Here is a 19,176-nt window from a genome sequence, read left to right as displayed (position 1 = left end):
GACTATTAAATTTGAGTTATGATACCTCACAGAGTAATTGCTTGTGTCCCAACTTACAGGGAGCCTGAAAAAGTTGCTGATTTTCTAAAATCTTGTGAGAACATTAGGTATAGACCTTTTAAATTGATTATTGTCAATGCCAATCCAGGGGATGAAACTTCCAAAATAATTGAAAAATACAAAGTTTTGACAGATTATGAAATTAGTGAAGTGTATGGACAGGCTGATGAATTTTGGAGTGCAACTGTCAATAGGGGACTAAACGCTGTTCTAAAGGATTATCAACCAGACGATTGGGTACTGATATCGAATGTTGATATTAAATTTACTCATGACATTGTAAGTCTGCTACTTGAAGAAGCTATTAAACATAGAAATTGTCAAATTGGGGCTATTTGTACCTCTGATCACCATGTAATTTCCAGTGGCGTTCAAATTAAGTCTTGGCTAGCAACTTTGACTCGCCACCCTTATGCAGGTGTTAATGCTAATGATCTAGAGAGTAATTTACTGATTAAAGTGGAGTATTTGCCTACAAGATGTATTATCTTCCCAGCAGAAACACTGACTAAAGTCGGTTTAGTTGCAGATAAATGGTTGCCTCATTATGGGGCGGACTATGAATTTAGCCGCCGTCTTGCAAGAGCTGGTTATACTCCCTATATATATACTGGAGTTTCTATTGAGGTTGATACAAAAAATACTGGTAAATCAATCTATTCGACAAAAAGTAGTCTTTTTGAACGAATATCAAATTTAATGAGTATGAAAAACCCCTCCAATCCAAGGTTCCGTATAATTTTCGTTTTGCTAGTTTATCCGTTATATGCCATTCCCACTGCTGTTGTCGCCTACTTGCTGCGGAGTTTTATAGAAATAAGTTTTGATAAACACCGTATAGTTTCTATTTTTGGGAAACATGAGCGTGGATTTTCAGAATAGCGCAAATGAAATCTCCAGTTAATTGGTCTTGGATACGGGTAACAAAGAGGTAATTAGTTAATACAACTCTAACCGAATTATGAACTGGAAATTAAAAGCCAAAATACAGAATCTAGTCAGTCTTCTCCCCCCAAATATCTCCTATTCTACCTATTACTGGATACAGAGAAACTTTGGCTGTTTGTACACAAAATAGATTATAGCGATCACTTTTCCCATTCAGATAAATCCATTTCTGCTATTAACTTTTTGCAATTTTCGGATATTGAATGGAATAGAATTGCTGGTAATAGATATATGTACATGAATCGATTACGCCACGATGATTTTAGAAAATTATTTTTAGACTTAGACACTTCAATTTTATTAGATGAAGTAAATGAAAGTTTGGAGACCAGGACTTCTCTGAACGAAATCACTTTAGACTATTTCTTTTCCCAAAAAAATACAGAGATACTTGGTATTACATCAGCATGGATCGTTTCTCATTTCTAGAAGCTGCTATCATTTACCCCGATCTTAACTCCATGGGTTATTGGCTGGCTTTGGTGAGTTTGCTGAAGAGCTTGGTAAAAGTCATCTGGCTAATAGCTACATTGAAATTGAATCCAATTGCTAATCAGTAGAAATATTCTGTCAATAGAAATGAAAATAGTTTACTTACATCAGTACTTCAACACCCCTAAAATGCCTGGAGGTACTCGCTCTTATGAGATGGCTCGACGCTTAGTAGACATGGGTCATGAAGTCCATATGATCACCTCATGGCGGCAAAATGATGGGCATCAAGAGTATTTTGAGACTGAGGAAGCTGGAATTCATGTTCATTGGTTGCCAATCCCATACTCTAATCATATGAACTATAATTCTCGTATCTGGGCATTTCTTCGCTTTGCCATGGGAGCAGCACGTAAAGCTGCATCTTTAGACGTTGATTTGGTGTTTGCAACCAGTACTCCACTTACCATTGCACTACCCGCTGTATATGTAGCGAGGCGACAATCCATACCCATGGTATTTGAAGTGCGAGACCTTTGGCCAGAAATACCAATTGCGATAGGAGCATTAAACAATCCCATACTCCGTGTAGCGGCTCTTTGGTTAGAACAGTGGGCATATAGTAACTCTGAAACAGTAGTTGCTCTATCCCCTGGAATGCGTGATGGAGTTTGTCGGACAGGCTATCCTTCTCAAAGAGTTTCAGTAATACCTAATTGCAGCGACAATACATTTTTTTATCCTGACTCAGCAGCGGGATATACCTTTCGTAGTTCACGTCCTTGGTTGAAAGATAGACCTTTGTTAGTTTACACAGGTACTTTTGGAAAAATTAATGGCGTAGGTTACCTGGTAGAACTTGCATCTGAATTATTACACATTGACCCAGAAATTAGACTTCTGCTGATTGGGGATGGTCTGGAACATAAACAAGTATTAAATCAAGCTCAAGTTGCGGGCGTCTTAAATCTAAATTTATATTTAGAACCTAAGCTGCCTAAAGACCAAATTCCAACAGTACTAGCGGCGGCAGACATGGCTGCCAGTTTGTTTATTGATATACCTGAGATGCAAGCTAATTCAGCCAATAAATTTTTTGATGCTCTAGCTTCTGGTACACCAGTGCTGTTGAACTATGGAGGGTGGCAAGCTCAACTCGTTGAAACAACAAATGCTGGTCTTGTAACTTGGCGTATGCCAATTTTACAGGCAGCAGAATGTATAGCAGCAAAACTCAATGATCGTGTCTGGCTCCAACAGGCTGGTAAAAATGCTCGTAATTTGGCAGAGCAAAAGTTCAACAGGGATATACTAGCTAACAAGCTAGAAAAAATACTTACTGCTGCAGTGAGTGGTCAAGGACAAAAAGCGAGCGAGATCAGTCCATCTGAATATTTTGTGAACAGCGAAATAAGTTAGGACTTTCCACAAAAATGGAATACCTGTCATGGCGGAAGCGATAATACTGCTATCTGATCATCCAAATTTGGTTAGCCAAAAGGGAAGAAATGCTCGAGTTTTAGCTGAGACCCATTTTGATAGAGAGCTTGTCCTAAGTTGACAATTTAATAGACAAACCTGTACACTCATAGACAAACCTATGAGTGACTTTATGTTTAAACCTCATGAATTTGCTAAAAAAATCGGAGTTTCAGTCAAGACCTTGCAAAGATGGGATGTTGAAGGAAGACTTCCAGCCAAAAGAACATTGTCGGGGCATCGTTTTTATACTGAAGATGATTTACTGATTACCCAGGGATTAAAACCTGTAGACTCAAAACGAAAAGTAGTTGTTTATTGTAGAGTTTCTTCGAGTAGCCAAAAACCCGAACTCAGAAACCAAGTATCCGCGATGGAAACATTTTGTTTGAGTCGTGGGTTAGCTGTTGATGATTGGGTTTCAGAGATTGGAAGCGGATTAAACTTTAAAAGAAAAAAGTTTTTATCAATTATGTTATCAATGCTTAAAGGCGAAATATCGACAATTGTTGTGGCGCACAAAGACAGAATGTGTCGGTTTGCTTTTGACTTTATTATGGAATTAGCAAGTTCCGTGAGGTGTCAGATCATAGTTGCAAATCAGGAATCTTTATCACCTCAACAAGAATTAGTGGAAGACCTAATGGCAATTATCCACTGCTTTTCTTGTCGATTGTACGGATTGAGGAATTACTCCAAAGAAATCAAGGATCATCTCAAAAATGCTATTGACAACCCTGTACAAGATATGTCAGATTTAGACAGCAAAGAAATACAGTGTTGAGGTCGAGCAATGCTTTTATCTATCAAAACAAAACTCAAGTTAAACAAAACCCAGGAAATATTCATGGCTAAACACGCTGGTATAGCAAGGTTTACCTATAATTGGGGTTTAGCTACTTGGCAGGATTTGTACAAAGATGGATTAAAGCCAAACAAATACATCCTCAAGAAATTCTTTAATAATCATGTAAAACCTGAATTGGCATGGATTAAAGAAAAAGGTATTTGCCAGAAAATCACTCAATACGCTTTTGATAGTTTAGGTGAAGCTTTTCAAAGATTCTTTAAAGGACAGTCTCAATATCCTAACTTCAAAAAGAAAGGAAAAAATGATAGTTTTACAATTGATGCAGGTGGTAAACCAATTCCTGTAGGTGGTACATCAATAAAACTACCGACAATTGGATGGGTAAAAACTTATGAAGGATTACCTCACACCACCTGTAAAAGTATTATTATTTCCAGGACTGCTGATAGTTGGTATATAGCCTTTTCTTATGAACAAGAATGTCAACCAACTATCAAAAACCATGCTGTTGTTGGTGTTGATTTAGGAGTCAAGGAACTAGCTACACTAAGCACTGGTGTTATATTTCCTAATCCTAAACACTATAAACAGAATCTAGCTAAACTACAAAGATTATCCAAAGTCTATTGTAGAAAAGCTAAAGGTTCAAACAATAAGCATAAAGCTAAAATTAAACTGGCTAGACATCATGCAAGAATAGCAAACCTGAGAAAAGATACTCTTCATAAACTTACTACTTACTTATGCAAAAACCACGCCAAGATAGTAGTAGAAGATTTGAATGTTTCAGGGATGTTATCAAACCATAAATTAGCCCAAGCAATAGCTGATTGTGGGTTTCATGAGTTTAAGCGTCAGCTAGAATATAAAGCTAAAAAGTTTGGTTGTGAAATTATAATTGCTGATAGATTTTATCCATCAAGTAAAACCTGTTCTCACTGTGGACATAGAAAAGATAGTCTTTCTTTATCTGAAAGAATTTATCACTGCGAGAACTGTAGTTTTGAGATGGATAGGGATCTGAATGCTGCAATTAATTTATCGCGTTTGGCTAAAGCGTGAAAGTCTACCGAGGGATAACTGCTCCCATGCTCCCGTTGAAGTAGAAAGTAAAGTCTAGTTTTGTCTAGGTTTTATATAGCAGAACTTATCTCAACAATGGATACGAACGCTTGAGAAATTAATATGAGTTTTCGGCGTTAAATAGTTGTTTAATAAATTTTAACTGTATGGAGAAGTCAATAAAGTATCTTTTAGATCGGCTTGTGGCGACTCTAGTGCTAATTCTATTTAGCCCCTTGTTACTAAACCTAGCCCTATTGGTGCGGCTGAAATTAGGAAGCCCTGTTCTGTTTTCTCAACAGCGTCCGGGACTCAAGGGACGCCCCTTTACCATCCTCAAATTCCGCACCATGACAGATCAGCAGGATATTGATGGCAACTTGCTACCTGATGCTGTACGGTTAACTCCCTTTGGGCGTTGGTTAAGAAGCACATCTCTAGATGAATTACCCGAGTTAATCAATGTCATGAAAGGAGAGATGAGTTTTGTCGGACCTCGCCCTTTATTGATGAAATATCTAAACCTTTACACCCCTGAACAAATGCGCCGTCACAATATGAAACCGGGGATTACTGGTTGGGCACAAATCAATGGTCGCAATGCTATAGAGTGGGAGGATAAGTTTAAACTTGACCTTTGGTATATCGATAATTGGAGCCTGATACTGGATTTAAAGATTTTATTCATGACGGTGGAAAAAGTCCTGAAACGCCATGGTATTTCACAGAGCAACCATGCCACAATGAGGGAGTTTACAGGTACTCAATCCAAATCATCTCAATAAGGTTTTCCGTTGGCATTATGTTAAGGAATTGTTCCTCAAATTTAAGACATCATTGAATATTTATCTCTACGGCTGTGGTGGACATGCCAAGGTCATCTTAGATATTCTTCACCATCAGGGGAAATTCGTCAAAGCTTTCATCGATGATCATCCTCCTGCAACATTCGGCAATATCCACGGCATTCCTATAATCCACTCACAAACAGCATTATCTAAAATTACCTCCGATTCATCATCTTGGATTGTTGCCATTGGTAATAATCGCATCCGCGCAACCATAGTAGAAAAATTAACAAAACAAGGTCATTCCTTCACCACAGCCATTCATCCCTCCGCCCAAATTGGTGTGGGAGTGAAAATTGGAGAGGGTACTGTAGTCATGGCCAATGCAGTGATTAACATAGATACCACCCTGGGAAATCATGTCATTGTGAATACCGGGGCTACCATCGATCATGACTGTATTATTGGCGATTACTCCCACATTGCTCCGGGAAGTAATCTATGCGGTCAAGTGAAATTAGGAGCGGGAGTACTCTTAGGTGTAGGAACTCATGTATGTCCTTGTGTTGAAATCGGTAATCACACAACCTGTGGTGCTGGATCTGTGGTGATTAGATCTCTTCCTGATAACTGCCTAGCCTACGGTTGTCCCGCCAAAATCATCAAAACTAGCTTGCCATAATACATGAAATAAATATATGCCCAAACCAATCCTCCTTTCAACTCCTCATATGGGTTTTGAGGAACTTGCCTTTATCCAACAAGCCTTTGATACGAATTGGATTGCGCCCGTTGGACCCCATATAACTGCCTTTGAAGAGGAATTTTGCCAAACCGTCGGTAGCACCCACGCAGCTGCCGTAGTTTCCGGTACTGCGGCTCTCCACCTCGCTCTCCGGCTCATCGGTATTCAACCGGGGGACGAAGTTTTCTGCTCTACCCTCACCTTCATCGCCAGCGCCAGCCCTATCACTTACCTCGGCTCCAAACCTGTTTTTATAGATAGCGATCGCACATCCTGGAACCTCAACCCGGATTTACTGGTAGCAGAACTTTCACGTCGTGCGAAGTTAGGGACCCTACCCAAAGCCGTCCTGCTCGTCCATCTCTATGGTCAGAGTGCGGATATTGACCCAATACTCACAGCCTGTAACCAGTATAACATCCCCCTCATTGAAGACGCGGCGGAAGCCCTAGGGGCTACCTATAAAGGCAAAAGTCCTGGTACTTTCGGCAAAATTGGTATCTACTCCTTCAACGGCAACAAAATCATCACCACCTCTGGGGGAGGTATGCTAGTCTCTGACGACCCAGAAATAGTTGCCCAAGCAAAATTTCTGGCTACTCAAGCCCGTGATCCCGCTCCCCACTATGAACACACCACTATTGGTTATAACTATCGTCTGAGTAATGTTTTAGCTGGAATTGGTCGCGGACAACTCCGAGTTTTAGAGGATCGGGTCGAAGCCAGACGACGCAACTTTCAAATCTATAAACAGGCATTAGGTGATATTGCCGGTATAGAATTTATGCCTGAAGCCTCCTTTGGACGCTCTACCCGATGGCTCACCTGTATTACTATTGACCCAGAAAAATTTGGCTGCGATCGCGAAAACCTACGTCTAGCCCTAGCAGCCCAGAACATTGAATCCCGACCTGTTTGGAAACCTATGCACCTACAGCCAGTCTTTGCCCACTGCGATCGCATTGGCGGTGAAGTAGCTGAATATCTCTTCCACCATGGCTTATGCTTACCCTCCGGTTCTAACCTCAGCCATACTGACTTAGAGCGAGTTATATTAGCTATCCGTCAAATACACTAGTGCTAGTGCGATCGCCTTTAACACTACCCTGGGGGCGATACTAGAAGTAATTTTACCAAAAATCCAAATAACCCTAGCCACATTTAACAGGTGGCTAGAATTTCAGGTCAAGCTGAAATAAATGGATATCTGGGGAAAATCGTCTCAGATGAAAAATTTGCCTCTAACATAGGCATATAGCTGAAATCTCATCCATGGATATGCTCAAACCTCTGCGCTTATTTACCCTAGCTGGTTGCTTGGGAATATTCACCATATCCAGTGCTATACCCCTGCGTCTAGCCATAACACGTCAAAAAAATCCCTACCCCCAAGCCATCTTGATGCTCAGTGGGGAAAACAGCAGAGCCAAATTCACCCGAGAAATGGCTCAAAAATTCCCTGACCTTCCCATTTGGGTTTCCGTGGGCGAACCGGAAATCCGCAGGATCTTAGGTGACCTTCACAGCCAAAAGCTACAGGGAGGCGATCGCATCCAGTACGACAACCGCGCTACAGATACAGTTACTAATTTTACCACAATGGTTGCACCTTTGCAACAAAATAATATTCGCCACGTCTATCTCGTCACCTCAGACTACCATATGCGCCGGTCTCAGGCGATCGCCACTATTGTCTTTGGTAGTCAGGGAATCGCCTTTACTCCCATCCCCGTCCCCTCCCAAAGCTCTCGGCGAGAAGCTCGAACCCGCATCGCTAGGGACATAGGGCGCTCAGTGCTGTGGTTAGCTACCGGGCGCACCGGAGCTAGTTTCAATCCCCGCTTGCAATCTGCGACAGGAAATAGCAGATCATAACTTTGTCAATTTACTAAAAATATACCCCAAATATCCCCGACTTTTGGTAATGTACAAGTGTTACGAGAAGTCGGGGATTTCATTATTAATACTTAGGGGTTGCTGAGAAAGTCTTTCCGTGAAGACAGGGAACTCTTAACAGGGAACAGGGAACAGTTTCAGCTATCTGTCATCCCCAAATTTTGGGATTTCTTGGTTTCAAAATGCACGGTTTTTCAGGTATACCCTTCAAAAGTCTTGCACTTTTTTCCTCTTTATCAAGCTCAAACCTTTGATTTATAAAGGATTGCGCTTTATTCAGCAACCCCTACTTAGAGGATGTTTGTCAAGTCATGATTAGTGTATCAACTATTGTTTGACCCCACCCTAACCCTCCCCTTGTAAGGGGAGGGGACTGGATTTTATTGTTTTTTGTGTGTTCCCCAATCCTTCCCAATCCTTCCCAATCCTTCCCAATCCTTCGGTGTTCCCTGTTCCCTGTTCCCTAAGATAAAAATTACCTGTTTAATACTTTCCAAACAACCTCTTAGGTTCTATCAAATTTAATTTCAAAACTGTTTGATCACACTTTCCCATTCATAACTATACTATGCGAATAACATATTTTCTGCTTAGTCTTTTGAAAAAAACTGTTTTTATCAAAAATATTGCCCATTTTCTCCAAACTTCCTCAAGAACAAAAAAGCATCTGATTCTGTATTTAACTGACTCTCTACTATTTTTATTGGCAATTTATATTGCATTTTCCATAGATTCCCACAGTTTATTTCCTGTGGATATACTGGGTAAATATCTCCCTTCTATTATTCCGCTGATTCCCGGAAAAATCCTATTATTTTCCCTACTGGGAATGTACAAAAATGTACTGAAATACAGCGAGTTTGCCTTTTTATACACAGCCTTCCAATCAGTTATTCTGGGACAAGGAGGATTGATCATCCTGGATTTGATTTTCCGTGTCAATTTCCTACCCATTTCTGTTCAGATAGTAGATACTTTAATCACACTAATTTTAATAGTTACAGTCAGACTCATAGCCCGATGGTTATTATATGGTTTGAGTTCCCCCCTGAGATTAAAACTCCAATCTCAAACTATTAATAGTTTAGCAAATAGCAAACAATTCCTGCAACCAGTAATTATCTATGGAGCCGGACAAGCTGGATTTCAACTATCCCAAGCACTTGTTCTGGATAACAACTTTGAGATTATAGCTTTTGTGGACGACAATTCACAACTATGGAAACATACGATTAATGGCATTCAGGTTTATAGCCCTGAGAAGTTCGAATATCTCATTAACAAGTACCAGGTACATCTCGTACTCTTAGCAATTCCATCAGCAACGCCCAAAAGAAAGCAAGAAATTGTTGCGGAACTTAAAGCTCTAGATATAGAAGTCAAAACAGTACCCACCCTAGCAGAAATCATATCAGGTAAAGTCTCAATTGCTCAACTCCGGAAAATCAATATAGGTGATATTTTAGGACGAGAGGAAATTCTCCCAGATCCCAAGTTACTGCAAGTCAACATCACAAATAAATCTGTTTTAGTCACGGGAGCGGGTGGTTCTATTGGTTCAGAACTCTGTCGTCAAATTGCTCAACAACAACCCCGCCACCTAGTTCTATATGAATTAAATGAATTTGCACTGTATAGCATTGAGATAGAGTTACGAGAAACCTATCCTAACTTGTATTGTTCTGCTTGTTTAGGCTCAGTAACTGATGCCCAACGTCTGAAACAGGTAATTACAGAATATAATATTGATACTTTATATCATGCTGCGGCTTACAAGCACGTTCCTTTAGTGGAAAAGAACCCAGCCCAAGGAGTGATTAACAATATTTACGGTACACTAGTAGCTACCCGCACGGCCAATGAGTGCAAAGTTGAGACCTTTGTATTAATTTCTACCGATAAGGCTGTACGTCCCACCAGTGTGATGGGAACAACTAAACGAGTAGCTGAGTTGATTTTGCAAGCTTTATCAAAACACCCGGACACCTACACCCGTTTGATCATGGTGCGGTTTGGTAATGTGTTAAATAGCACGGGGTCAGTAGTACCCCGATTTCAGCAACAGATTTTACAGCGACAACCGATTACTATTACCCATCCCGAAATTACTCGCTATTTTATGTCCATTCCCGAAGCTGCTCGCCTGGTCATTCAAGCTGGCGCTCTAGGGAAGGGGGGGGAGGTTTTCCTCTTGGATATGGGGGAACCGGTCAAAATTTACGATCTGGCTGTGCAAATGGTAGAACTCAGTGGTCTAGTTTTAGGGAAGGACATTGTGATTAAAATCACAGGGTTGCGTCCAGGAGAGAAGCTCTATGAAGAGCTGTTGATTGAAGAAGAGAATGTTAAAAAAACTATACATCCGAAAATTTACTCCGCCCAGGAAGCAATGATACCTTGGACAAAGCTAGAGCCATATCTTTATCAGCTTTTCTTAGCAGCCCAAGAAGAAGACAAAGATACTCTCTTATCTCTGCTTAAGGTCATGGTTCCTGAATATTACTCTCCACAGTTATCATCGCCACTGCTGAGTAAATCTGCTGAGTAAATCTGCTTGAAACTCCCCATAGGGACTTCTAAAAGCTTGTAGAGACTTTGCATGCAACGTCTCTACAACCATTACCGGAGATGTCTATTAGACATCTGGTGAAAATGAATGTAGGGACAATTTATGTAGGGACAATTCATGAATTGTCCCTAGAAAGGGTTTCAAATCACCCACATTCAATTACCGGAGAGATATAATGAAACATATAGGAATAATATTTGATTTTTGAAAAAAACTCCGTACACCTAAATTCTCTAAAACCCTTTTGCCTTTTGCCTCTTGCCTGCCTACATAGGACTTGCTGAATAAATGTACAACCTATATGAATCAAAGGTTTGGGGGTGATAAAGAGGAAAAAAGTGCAAGGCTTTTGAAGGGTATACGAGAAAAACTGTGCATTTCGGGGATCGAAAATCAAAAAATTTGGGGATAACAGATAGCCCAAACTCTTGCCTCTTGCATGAGTGCCTCTTGCCTGCCTCCACGAAAAGACTTTCTCAGCAACCCCTAATTGATGGGGTGGGGGATCATGCTATACTTGAAATTTAGCTCGTCAACGTTGAGCGATCGCTTACTTGGGAATCAAGTATTAAAAAGATTATTTCCTGTGATTGGAAGTAACAGCTAAACTGTATAATCTTCATATTCTAGCTCTTGTGGAACAGGCATCCTGCCTGTTAACCTTATACAAGTTAAGCACTATGATAGAAAACATTACCACAGAAAATATCAGTCAAACACTAGAACAAAGAAAAAAAGAGGCATTACAAACAGCCGCAAAATGTCGGCAAATTCTCCTAGAAAAGGGAGCAAAAGAAGTAATATTATTTGGTTCTTTATCAGGAGAAAGCCCTTGGCATTGGCAATCTGATTTAGATTTAGCAGTGAGAGGAATGTCGCAAAAGCAACAATGGGAGGCATATTCTCTTCTAGAAAAAATAGCACCTAATTGGTTAAAAATAGATTTGGTAGCATTAGAAGAACTGCCAGATTTTGTCCGTTCTCGGATTCTCAAAGAAAAATTCATGCCCACTAATAAATATTTAGCCTTAAAAACTCGCATTGAGGACGAGATGATAGCTTTAGAGCAGAACTTTCAAGCTATGAAAACTGCTTTGGAACAAAGTGATAATGTCCCAGAAATTTTTATCACTCCTACATTATCCAGCTATATTTGTGATTTTTACACAGCTTGTGAGCGAATTAGCGAAAGAATTGCTGTCACCATAGATGGGGGAATGCCAAAAGCAGAAAATTGGCATGAACAACTATTGTTACAAATGGCAGAGATTGGTGGGGAAAATCGTCCTCCTGTATGGCAAGGTTCGCTATTATTACAATTAAATGATTATCGTAAATTTAGACATTTAGCACGTCATAATTATAATTTGCAATTGCGAAAAGAAAGAGTGTTAGAATTAGCCCAACAAACAGAAATAATTATCGTCAAAATCCAAGAGGCGATCGCACTTTTTAATCAATGGTTAGAATCTCAAGTAAAATAAATAAATATAGCATTTACCAAGCTAGTGAGGTACAGAGTTTTTTTATCTTAGAGGTTGTTTGAAAAGTATTAGATGAAACCGATAATCTCTAGAAACCTAACCCCACTTCCCTCACAGGGGTAGGTATTTTACATTGTCGTGAGGGCAAGACTTGGGGGACAAGGAAGGACAGTGGACAAGGGAGGAAACCCGTGCAAATAATGTACAATTGGTCACAAAAACCGACGCTCAACAGACCATTTTTTGTATAAAATCTTCCTTGTCTACAATACCTCCTTGTCTTCCAGGTCCTGCCTTAACAGATAATATTAAAAACCTACCCCTGTGAGGATGCGGGGAGAGGTTTGGAGAGGGGTTTATTTATACATTCAAAACTTTTCAAACATCCTCTTAGGGAATTGGCAATTGGGAATTGGGAACAGTAAATACAGCAGTTTTCGGTATTCTGAGGTACAGATGTTAATGATAAAACCCTTGTGGAACAGGCATCCTGCCTGTTAACCTTATTTATACAAATTAAATGCACCCCACATTCCGCACTTCAAAAAGTAGCATAAACAAACTACATTGACGGTAAATTAAAACTTATGGTTTGAACAATTACGTATCAATGTAAAACAAAATTATGGACACACAAAGTTGAGCTTTAGAAGGTGTTTAAAAGCTATTGCAATAACAATATTTAATTCAAGGTGTGGAATCAGTTATCAAAAAGATAACCGATGAAATAGTAAAAATAGAGAGAAAACTAAGATAATAAATAATATTTTTGACAAGTAGTAGGTAGGAATTGCAAGATATGACAATGCGACTCCGTTAAATTAAGAATTCGTTGAAATCCTTGTGCCATCAAAAGATGAATACCTTGAAAGCACTGAAATATCCATCTTAATGTGGGAGATTCTGTAGGTTTATTCAGTTGGTTTTTAACTGTGGCTTTTTGTGCCTTCAATGACATTCTTAATTGTCTTTGTCCTAAATTATAAACCAAAAGACATAATGCCATTAACATCATCATTGTCTCTACTCTTTGGGGATTTTTCACAAACAGACTATCCGCGAAAAATAACGGGTCTTTGATAAATCTAAATCCTCTTTCTGTAGATTGTTGTTCTTTATATATTTTGAGGATTTCTTCTGACTCTAACTCCTGAGCATCCAAAATATTGGTGGCTAAAATAAATCTGCCACAAGAGTTTTGCTGTTGTGTAATTAACTCCTGATTTTCTCTTAATTTACATTTCACTCTATAAACTGCTGTTTTCCCTTGATTTAATGTCTCGGTAATTCGATAGTCTGATATTTGATGATATTTTAATTTAGCTGTTATTTCTTTGATTTTCAACTCGGCTAAAGATTTATCAGCAAATTCTTCCTGTTCTAATTTATCTACTTGTTTGTTAGCTTTTAATAACTCTTCTTGGATTTTTTTGTCTAGTTTATTTAAGTCTGCTTTTTTTCTCTCTACGCTTTCTACTAATAACCATCTTTGCTCTATTCCTCCATAAGATACTTTCTCTTCGATATAGCTATAACCTTTGATTTTACAGGCTTTCATTTCATTATTTATGGAGGCTTTCACTAAATTTTTTGCTTTTTTAATGGATAATGGTACTCGACTTATCCATTTCATGTTTGACATTAATTTTAAATTACTTTCGCTATATAATGCACTGTCAGCCACCATGATACTTTCAAAATCTATTTGTTTAGAATATTCTACTAAGATATGAGCAAATACTGCTTTATCTGATTCGTTTCCTGATGCCCCTCTAAAAAATAATGGTATATCCCCATCACTACTTACTATTAAATCTAATATACATTGTTTTAGGTCTGGGCGATGGTCACGAGAATATCCTTGTGTAATCATTATTGGATGTTCTCGATTTATTCCTAGTTCTTTCTCTAGATTATTTACGCAATTCTTATATTCCCCGTGTAAATGTAATGAGCTTGAGTCTAAATGGGAATATTTTGTGTCTATTCCATATTTCTTTACTACTTCTAAGGCAATGATTAAGAATAGTTTAGTTAATCCATATTTATAGAGTTTATCCATGACTCTACCTATTTTATCGTCGTTTAAATCTTCTGCTTTTATTCCTGTTCCTATTAGATGTTCTACGGCTTTGTCTTTAAAGAAATCTGGGAACAAATATAGTGGTCTTGATACAAAGCCTAGTCCATTGAGAATGATTGCTTTGACTACTTCTCCTGTGTTTACTTTCTCTCTGATATCTATTGAAAATATCTCGTTGATTTTTTCTACTATTCCTATTTCATCTATTATTCCTGCGATTATTCCTAAGTGATCTATGTTTTTACTCTCAATTTCTTCTGTTTGGTAATTCATATTATGAAGGCATTTTTAGGTACTTCAGTCTCATTCTCTCATTTTTTCCTGAATTTATTCTCAATGCCTTATGAGTTTCTCTTTAGTAGTCAAATGGGAATTAAAGTCTATATTTTTACTTTCTTGATTGCGTATTTATATTTAACACTCTATGCTGCTTATGATACTTGTATATGTACTACATTTTGAAGTGCGGAATGTGGGATGCACAACAGCTTAGGAGTCCTATAGATAAGAATGTTGTTAATATTTGCTTGCATAACTAGCAAAATAGGTTATTATATTAATTATATTTCTGGTAATTAGAGATACAAATTGATTCTAGCCAATTTAATCGCTCTGATCAGCTTAAAATTCGTACGTAAGTTGTTGTGCATCTAATTTATACAAGTCTAGCGGTCAAGATGCCCGCACCACAAAACTTAACTAGATTAGAGGATGTTTTAAAAGTCTCTCATGATGTATAAAATATTTTCAGATCCCCATAAATTCCCCTTTTCAAGGGGGAGTTTAAAGAATTTAGCCCGCCCTTTTTAAGGGGTTGGGGGATTAATCAGTGTCATTGATGACAATAAAAAACTTTTGAAACAAACTCTTAGGATTATAAAATTGGCTCTCCTAGAGTGCTTAGAATGCTACAAAAATACAAAAAAATACTTAACCCAAAAAATCATTTGATCTAAAATCCATGAACAATCATAATTCTAGCATAAACTCAACCTTGAATGAAAACAACAGAGTCATTATTGCACCTCAAACCTTACCTCCTCAGAATTTTCCATCATTTGAAATCGAGGAAGATGAGATAGACTTAAAAGACTTTTTTTCTGTTATCCAGCGGCGTGCATTAGCTATCATAGGGGTTGTCTCTGTGGTGATGTCTACTGTTATTTACTACACACTTACAGCAGAAACTATTTATGAAGGTAATTTTCAGCTTTTAGTTGAGCCTGTAAATAGTGATAGTAATTTATTAGGACAAGTACCTCTGCCAGAGTCTAATGTGATTAATAACTCTGCCTTAGATTACGAAAGCCAAATTGAGGTGCTTATAAGCCAGGAACTGATGAAAGAAGTTTTGCCAAAGCTACAATCTTCCTATCCTGATCTCACCTATGATCTACTAATAGAAAATTTAAAGATTAGTCGTCTAGGTAAAACCAAAATTATAGAAATAAGCTATCGACATCAAGAACGTCAAAAAATTGACTTAGTATTAAAGACACTATCCGATTACTATTTGCAATACAGCTTAGAAAAACGAAAAACAAAACTAACACAGGGAGTCCAATTTGTAGATAAACAACTACCTACCATCAGAAATAGGGTAGCTCAATTGCAGAAACAACTACAAATATTCAGACAAAGGTATGATTTTATTGATCCAGAACATCAGTCCGAGCATGTGGCAGAACAACTTCAAAAATTAGCAGACGAAAGACTAAAAATTGAGCAAAACTTAGCCACTGCCAGAGCTACTTATGTGAGCTTATCAACCCCAGAAGGACAACAAGCAACATTAAATGCAGCCCCTATATATAGTCAATTAATAACTCAATTACGTCAATTAGAAGCCCAATTATCTGGAGAATTAGTACGGTTTCAACCAGATAGCCCGTCTATAAAAGTATTAGAAGAGAAAAGGCAGAATCTTTTGCCTCTGATAGAAGATGAACAAAGGCGGTATGTAGGATTAAAATTAGCTGAAGCAACCAGTGTGCTTCAGAAGCTAGAGGTACAAAGCCAGGAACTAGCCAGAGTAGAGCAGCAAACCAAGCAAAGATTTAAGCAACTACCCATCTTAGCCAGACAATACACTGAAATTCAGCGTAACTTGCAAATAGCAAATGATAGCCTGAATCGGTTTTTAGAAGCCCGTGAAAACCTTGTAATTCAAGTAGCACAAACAGAACTACCCTGGGAATTAACACAAGCAGCAAATCAAAAGGAAGATCCTGTTTTACCAAATATCCCTCGAAATTTGCTTCTGGGATTATTTGGCAGTTTAGCAGCAGGTGTGGGTATTGCCTTCCTGCTGGAAAAACTCGACAATACCTTTCATGATGTCGACAGCCTGAAGGAGAAAATCAAACTACCTTTATTGGGAACTCTTCCTATAGACAAAAGCATCAAAGATTACCAATCTGCTTACAATAATCGCTCCACTTCCAAATCTGAATCAGGAAAATTTCCTCAAGTTGATTCTTGGTTGTCTAAACTTTTCTACCAGAGGAGCAAGAAAAGTTATTATGGCTATTATGGACAAGGGTTATTTTGGGAATCTTTACAGGTTCTTTACTCTAATATTCAGTTGCTCAATTCTGATCAACCGATTAGATCCTTAACTATTTCTTCCACGATGCCTGGAGATGGAAAGACTACAGTTTCATTCCATCTAGCTCAAATAGCAGCAGCCTTGGGCAAAAGAGTATTGCTGGTGGATGGTGATTTGCGCCGCCCTCATATTCACAGAATATCGGGATTAAAAAATTTATTTGGTTTAACCAATGTCCTCACATCAAATATACCAGTTGAGCAGGTGATGCAACAGTTACCTGATATGAGTTCATTATCAGTGATTACCGCTGGCGATAAACCACCAGATCCTGTAAGATTGCTTTCATCGGATAAAATGAAGCAAGTGATGGAATATTTGCACGAAAATTTTGATTTAGTAATTTATGATGCTCCTCCCATGCTGAAAATAGTTGATGCCAGACTGATAGCTCCACAAACGGATGGTACGCTGCTGGTGGTGAGAATGGACAAAACCGACAAATCAGCAGTGATGCAACTTCAGGACAGTCTGAAAAACTTTCCTATCAATGTCTTAGGTGTGGTTGCTAACGGTGAAAATAATCAGCTTCATAATTATTACAGTGACTACTACTATAATACTGGTATAGAAGCTAGAAAATCTTAAAGGAGGCAGGAGTTGAAAGGCAGGAGGCTTTCTTAGTGGGGGATTTAAACCCACATCTAATCGTAGACCGCCAAATCACCAATTTAAAAATTTTCCTTCTGCCTCCGGGAGCATCCCAATTTTGAAAAAATAATTGCAGCAGCACCAAAAACTCTCGTTTAAATCTCTTACCTTTGTGTTCTTTGCGCCCTTTGCGGTTCAATCATATCAAGGCTTGGAGCATTTGATTTCGTTAGATAAAAATAAATTTACACATTTGGGATGCTCCCCTGCCCTGCACTCTGCCTCCCTTGATAGCGCAGCGTAGCGTTACCCATATGGCAGATAATCTTATTTATAATCTATTTTTACCTTGTCCGCCAAGTCTTGTCATTACACTAATGCAATACACTTACTATTATAAACGTAGTAACGAGCATTATTAGGTAAATACAAGTGTCTAATATCACCATTCAAAACTTTTTAGGGGTTGCTGAATAAAGAGTTTGACCTTGAAATCCTTAATCTTCAAGGAAAGACTTTCTCAGCAAACCCTACTTACCATTTTTCCCATACCAAATTTTTTCATCTAAAATCTCAAATCTCAAATTCCCGGTAAAGCAAAGCATCAGTTATCCTGTTCAAACCCATTAGAACAACAAATCTGGGGATCGCTTGCAATATTGTTCACAATTTGTTACAAAAGTATAAAGAACTTCTAGAGACCCAGAACCTAATGTTAGGCGGACTTACTGGTTTAACAGATCCCAAAGGCACAGATTGGGGAGAGCGAATGCTCAACACAGTCGCCAGCCAAACGATTCGCCACCTGTTTACCCAGAGCGAGTCAGTAGAAGTCTTTGTGCGCTGCTATCCCTCCAGCAAACTGTTGCAAGGCAGCATTGATAGCTTTAAAATGAGCGGTCGTGGCCTAGTAATTCGGAGAGACTTCGCTGTTGAAGAAATGTCTTTTGAAACCGATGCGGTTGCCATTGACTTTAGTTCGGTTTTGAGCGGCAAACTCAACCTTAAACAATCCACCCAAGCAGTAGCGCAAGTAATATTATCAGAAGCAGGTATTAATCAAGCTTTTGGTGCAGAATTGGTGAAAAAGCGACTACTCAATCTTTCTGAGCCAGCTTTAACAGCAATTTCAGGTGGTGAACCAGTTTCCTTTACCGACGTTCAAATACAGTTATTACCGGGAAATCGCTTACATCTTCTAGCTAAAGCTGACTTGAACAATGGAGAAGTCATACCCCTGAGTATGACATTAGGTATAGCTATTGAAAGACGGCGACGAGTTTCTTTTAAAGATCCAAAAATTGAACTAGAACAAGTACCAGAAGCACAGCGAGAAATTTCCCAAACTTTAAGCATGGCACTGGTAGAAATTTTAGATAATATGGTCGATTTAGACCGTTTTGACCTGGATGGTGTAAAAATGCGACTTAATCGTTTAGAAACAGAAGGTCAAAGATTGATTTTTAGTGGATATGCAGAAATAGAACGAATTCCTAAAAGTGGTTAATGGGGATTGGTGATTGGTGATTGGTGACAGGTGACAGTTTCAAGAGTTGGATAGGAACAATTTTTCCTTTGAGTAGGAATTAAATGCAAGGTTTTTAAGTTTCCACCCCGTAA

At 38.6% G+C, this 19,176-nt stretch carries 13 protein-coding genes; 12 read left to right on the top strand and 1 reads right to left on the bottom strand.

Going from position 1 to position 19,176, the window contains the following annotated elements:
• The first annotated feature begins 18 nt into the window (after window positions 1-18).
• From K2F26_RS13010 to K2F26_RS12965, 10 genes are all read left to right on the top strand, one after another.
• Window positions 19-942 carry a glycosyltransferase family 2 protein gene (locus K2F26_RS13010; RefSeq protein WP_220608166.1) on the top strand — a complete coding sequence of 308 codons (924 nt, stop codon included), beginning with the start codon at window positions 19-21 and terminating at the stop codon, window positions 940-942.
• Window positions 943-1,587: 645 nt separating this feature from the next.
• The gene (locus tag K2F26_RS13005; protein WP_220608165.1) at window positions 1,588-2,859 is read left to right on the top strand and encodes a glycosyltransferase family 4 protein; all 1,272 of its coding nucleotides are present in this window, start codon (window positions 1,588-1,590) and stop codon (window positions 2,857-2,859) included.
• A 193-nt stretch (window positions 2,860-3,052) separates the two neighbouring features.
• Window positions 3,053-3,703: an IS607 family transposase gene (locus tag K2F26_RS13000; protein ID WP_220611727.1), complete on the top strand. Its 651-nt coding sequence runs from the start codon at window positions 3,053-3,055 to the stop codon at window positions 3,701-3,703.
• A gap of 9 nt (window positions 3,704-3,712) precedes the next feature.
• Window positions 3,713-4,792, top strand: a complete 1,080-nt coding sequence (locus K2F26_RS12995) for an RNA-guided endonuclease InsQ/TnpB family protein (protein ID WP_220608164.1) — start codon at window positions 3,713-3,715, stop codon at window positions 4,790-4,792.
• A 167-nt stretch (window positions 4,793-4,959) separates the two neighbouring features.
• Complete coding sequence (locus K2F26_RS12990) at window positions 4,960-5,577, top strand: sugar transferase (RefSeq protein ID WP_220608163.1); 618 nt, start codon at window positions 4,960-4,962, stop codon at window positions 5,575-5,577.
• 52 nt (window positions 5,578-5,629) lie between these two features.
• Window positions 5,630-6,262 carry an acetyltransferase gene (locus tag K2F26_RS12985; protein ID WP_220608162.1) on the top strand — a complete coding sequence of 211 codons (633 nt, stop codon included), beginning with the start codon at window positions 5,630-5,632 and terminating at the stop codon, window positions 6,260-6,262.
• 16 nt (window positions 6,263-6,278) lie between these two features.
• A complete protein-coding gene (locus tag K2F26_RS12980; RefSeq protein ID WP_220608161.1) occupies window positions 6,279-7,403 on the top strand; it encodes a DegT/DnrJ/EryC1/StrS family aminotransferase in 1,125 nt (374 codons plus the stop codon).
• Window positions 7,404-7,603: 200 nt separating this feature from the next.
• Entirely contained in the window at window positions 7,604-8,200 is a 597-nt protein-coding gene (locus K2F26_RS12975; RefSeq protein ID WP_220608160.1) for a YdcF family protein, read from the top strand.
• Window positions 8,201-8,819: 619 nt separating this feature from the next.
• Window positions 8,820-10,769, top strand: coding sequence for a polysaccharide biosynthesis protein (locus K2F26_RS12970; RefSeq protein ID WP_246605351.1), 1,950 nt, complete (start codon window positions 8,820-8,822; stop codon window positions 10,767-10,769).
• A 701-nt stretch (window positions 10,770-11,470) separates the two neighbouring features.
• Window positions 11,471-12,274 carry a nucleotidyltransferase family protein gene (locus K2F26_RS12965; protein WP_220608158.1) on the top strand — a complete coding sequence of 268 codons (804 nt, stop codon included), beginning with the start codon at window positions 11,471-11,473 and terminating at the stop codon, window positions 12,272-12,274.
• Window positions 12,275-13,022: 748 nt separating this feature from the next.
• On the opposite strand, the gene K2F26_RS12960 is transcribed toward K2F26_RS12965, so the two are convergent.
• Window positions 13,023-14,630, bottom strand: a complete 1,608-nt coding sequence (locus K2F26_RS12960; protein WP_220608157.1) for an IS1634 family transposase — start codon at window positions 14,628-14,630, stop codon at window positions 13,023-13,025.
• Window positions 14,631-15,318: 688 nt separating this feature from the next.
• On the opposite strand from K2F26_RS12960, the gene K2F26_RS12955 reads away from it, so the two are divergent.
• Window positions 15,319-17,553 carry a GumC family protein gene (locus tag K2F26_RS12955; RefSeq protein WP_220608156.1) on the top strand — a complete coding sequence of 745 codons (2,235 nt, stop codon included), beginning with the start codon at window positions 15,319-15,321 and terminating at the stop codon, window positions 17,551-17,553.
• 715 nt (window positions 17,554-18,268) lie between these two features.
• Window positions 18,269-19,063 (top strand): LmeA family phospholipid-binding protein, encoded by a 795-nt coding sequence (locus K2F26_RS12950; protein WP_194059294.1) that lies wholly within the window; start codon window positions 18,269-18,271, stop codon window positions 19,061-19,063.
• The last annotated feature ends 113 nt before the right edge of the window (window positions 19,064-19,176 follow it).

It is taken from the genome of Sphaerospermopsis torques-reginae ITEP-024, from assembly GCF_019598945.1.
GTDB lineage: Bacteria > Cyanobacteriota > Cyanobacteriia > Cyanobacteriales > Nostocaceae > Sphaerospermopsis.
Note: the sequence above shows the minus strand (reverse complement) of the source record. Positions and strands in the feature narration are given on the sequence as shown.

Coding starts and splice junctions, on each gene's coding strand:
- K2F26_RS13010 (WP_220608166.1), top strand. CDS start 19: ATGATACCTCACAGAGTAATTGCTTGTGTCCCAACTTACAGGGAGCCT.
- K2F26_RS13005 (WP_220608165.1), top strand. CDS start 1,588: ATGAAAATAGTTTACTTACATCAGTACTTCAACACCCCTAAAATGCCT.
- K2F26_RS13000 (WP_220611727.1), top strand. CDS start 3,053: ATGTTTAAACCTCATGAATTTGCTAAAAAAATCGGAGTTTCAGTCAAG.
- K2F26_RS12995 (WP_220608164.1), top strand. CDS start 3,713: ATGCTTTTATCTATCAAAACAAAACTCAAGTTAAACAAAACCCAGGAA.
- K2F26_RS12990 (WP_220608163.1), top strand. CDS start 4,960: ATGGAGAAGTCAATAAAGTATCTTTTAGATCGGCTTGTGGCGACTCTA.
- K2F26_RS12980 (WP_220608161.1), top strand. CDS start 6,279: ATGCCCAAACCAATCCTCCTTTCAACTCCTCATATGGGTTTTGAGGAA.
- K2F26_RS12975 (WP_220608160.1), top strand. CDS start 7,604: ATGCTCAAACCTCTGCGCTTATTTACCCTAGCTGGTTGCTTGGGAATA.
- K2F26_RS12965 (WP_220608158.1), top strand. CDS start 11,471: ATGATAGAAAACATTACCACAGAAAATATCAGTCAAACACTAGAACAA.
- K2F26_RS12960 (WP_220608157.1), bottom strand. CDS start 14,630: ATGAATTACCAAACAGAAGAAATTGAGAGTAAAAACATAGATCACTTA.
- K2F26_RS12955 (WP_220608156.1), top strand. CDS start 15,319: ATGAACAATCATAATTCTAGCATAAACTCAACCTTGAATGAAAACAAC.
- K2F26_RS12950 (WP_194059294.1), top strand. CDS start 18,269: ATGTTAGGCGGACTTACTGGTTTAACAGATCCCAAAGGCACAGATTGG.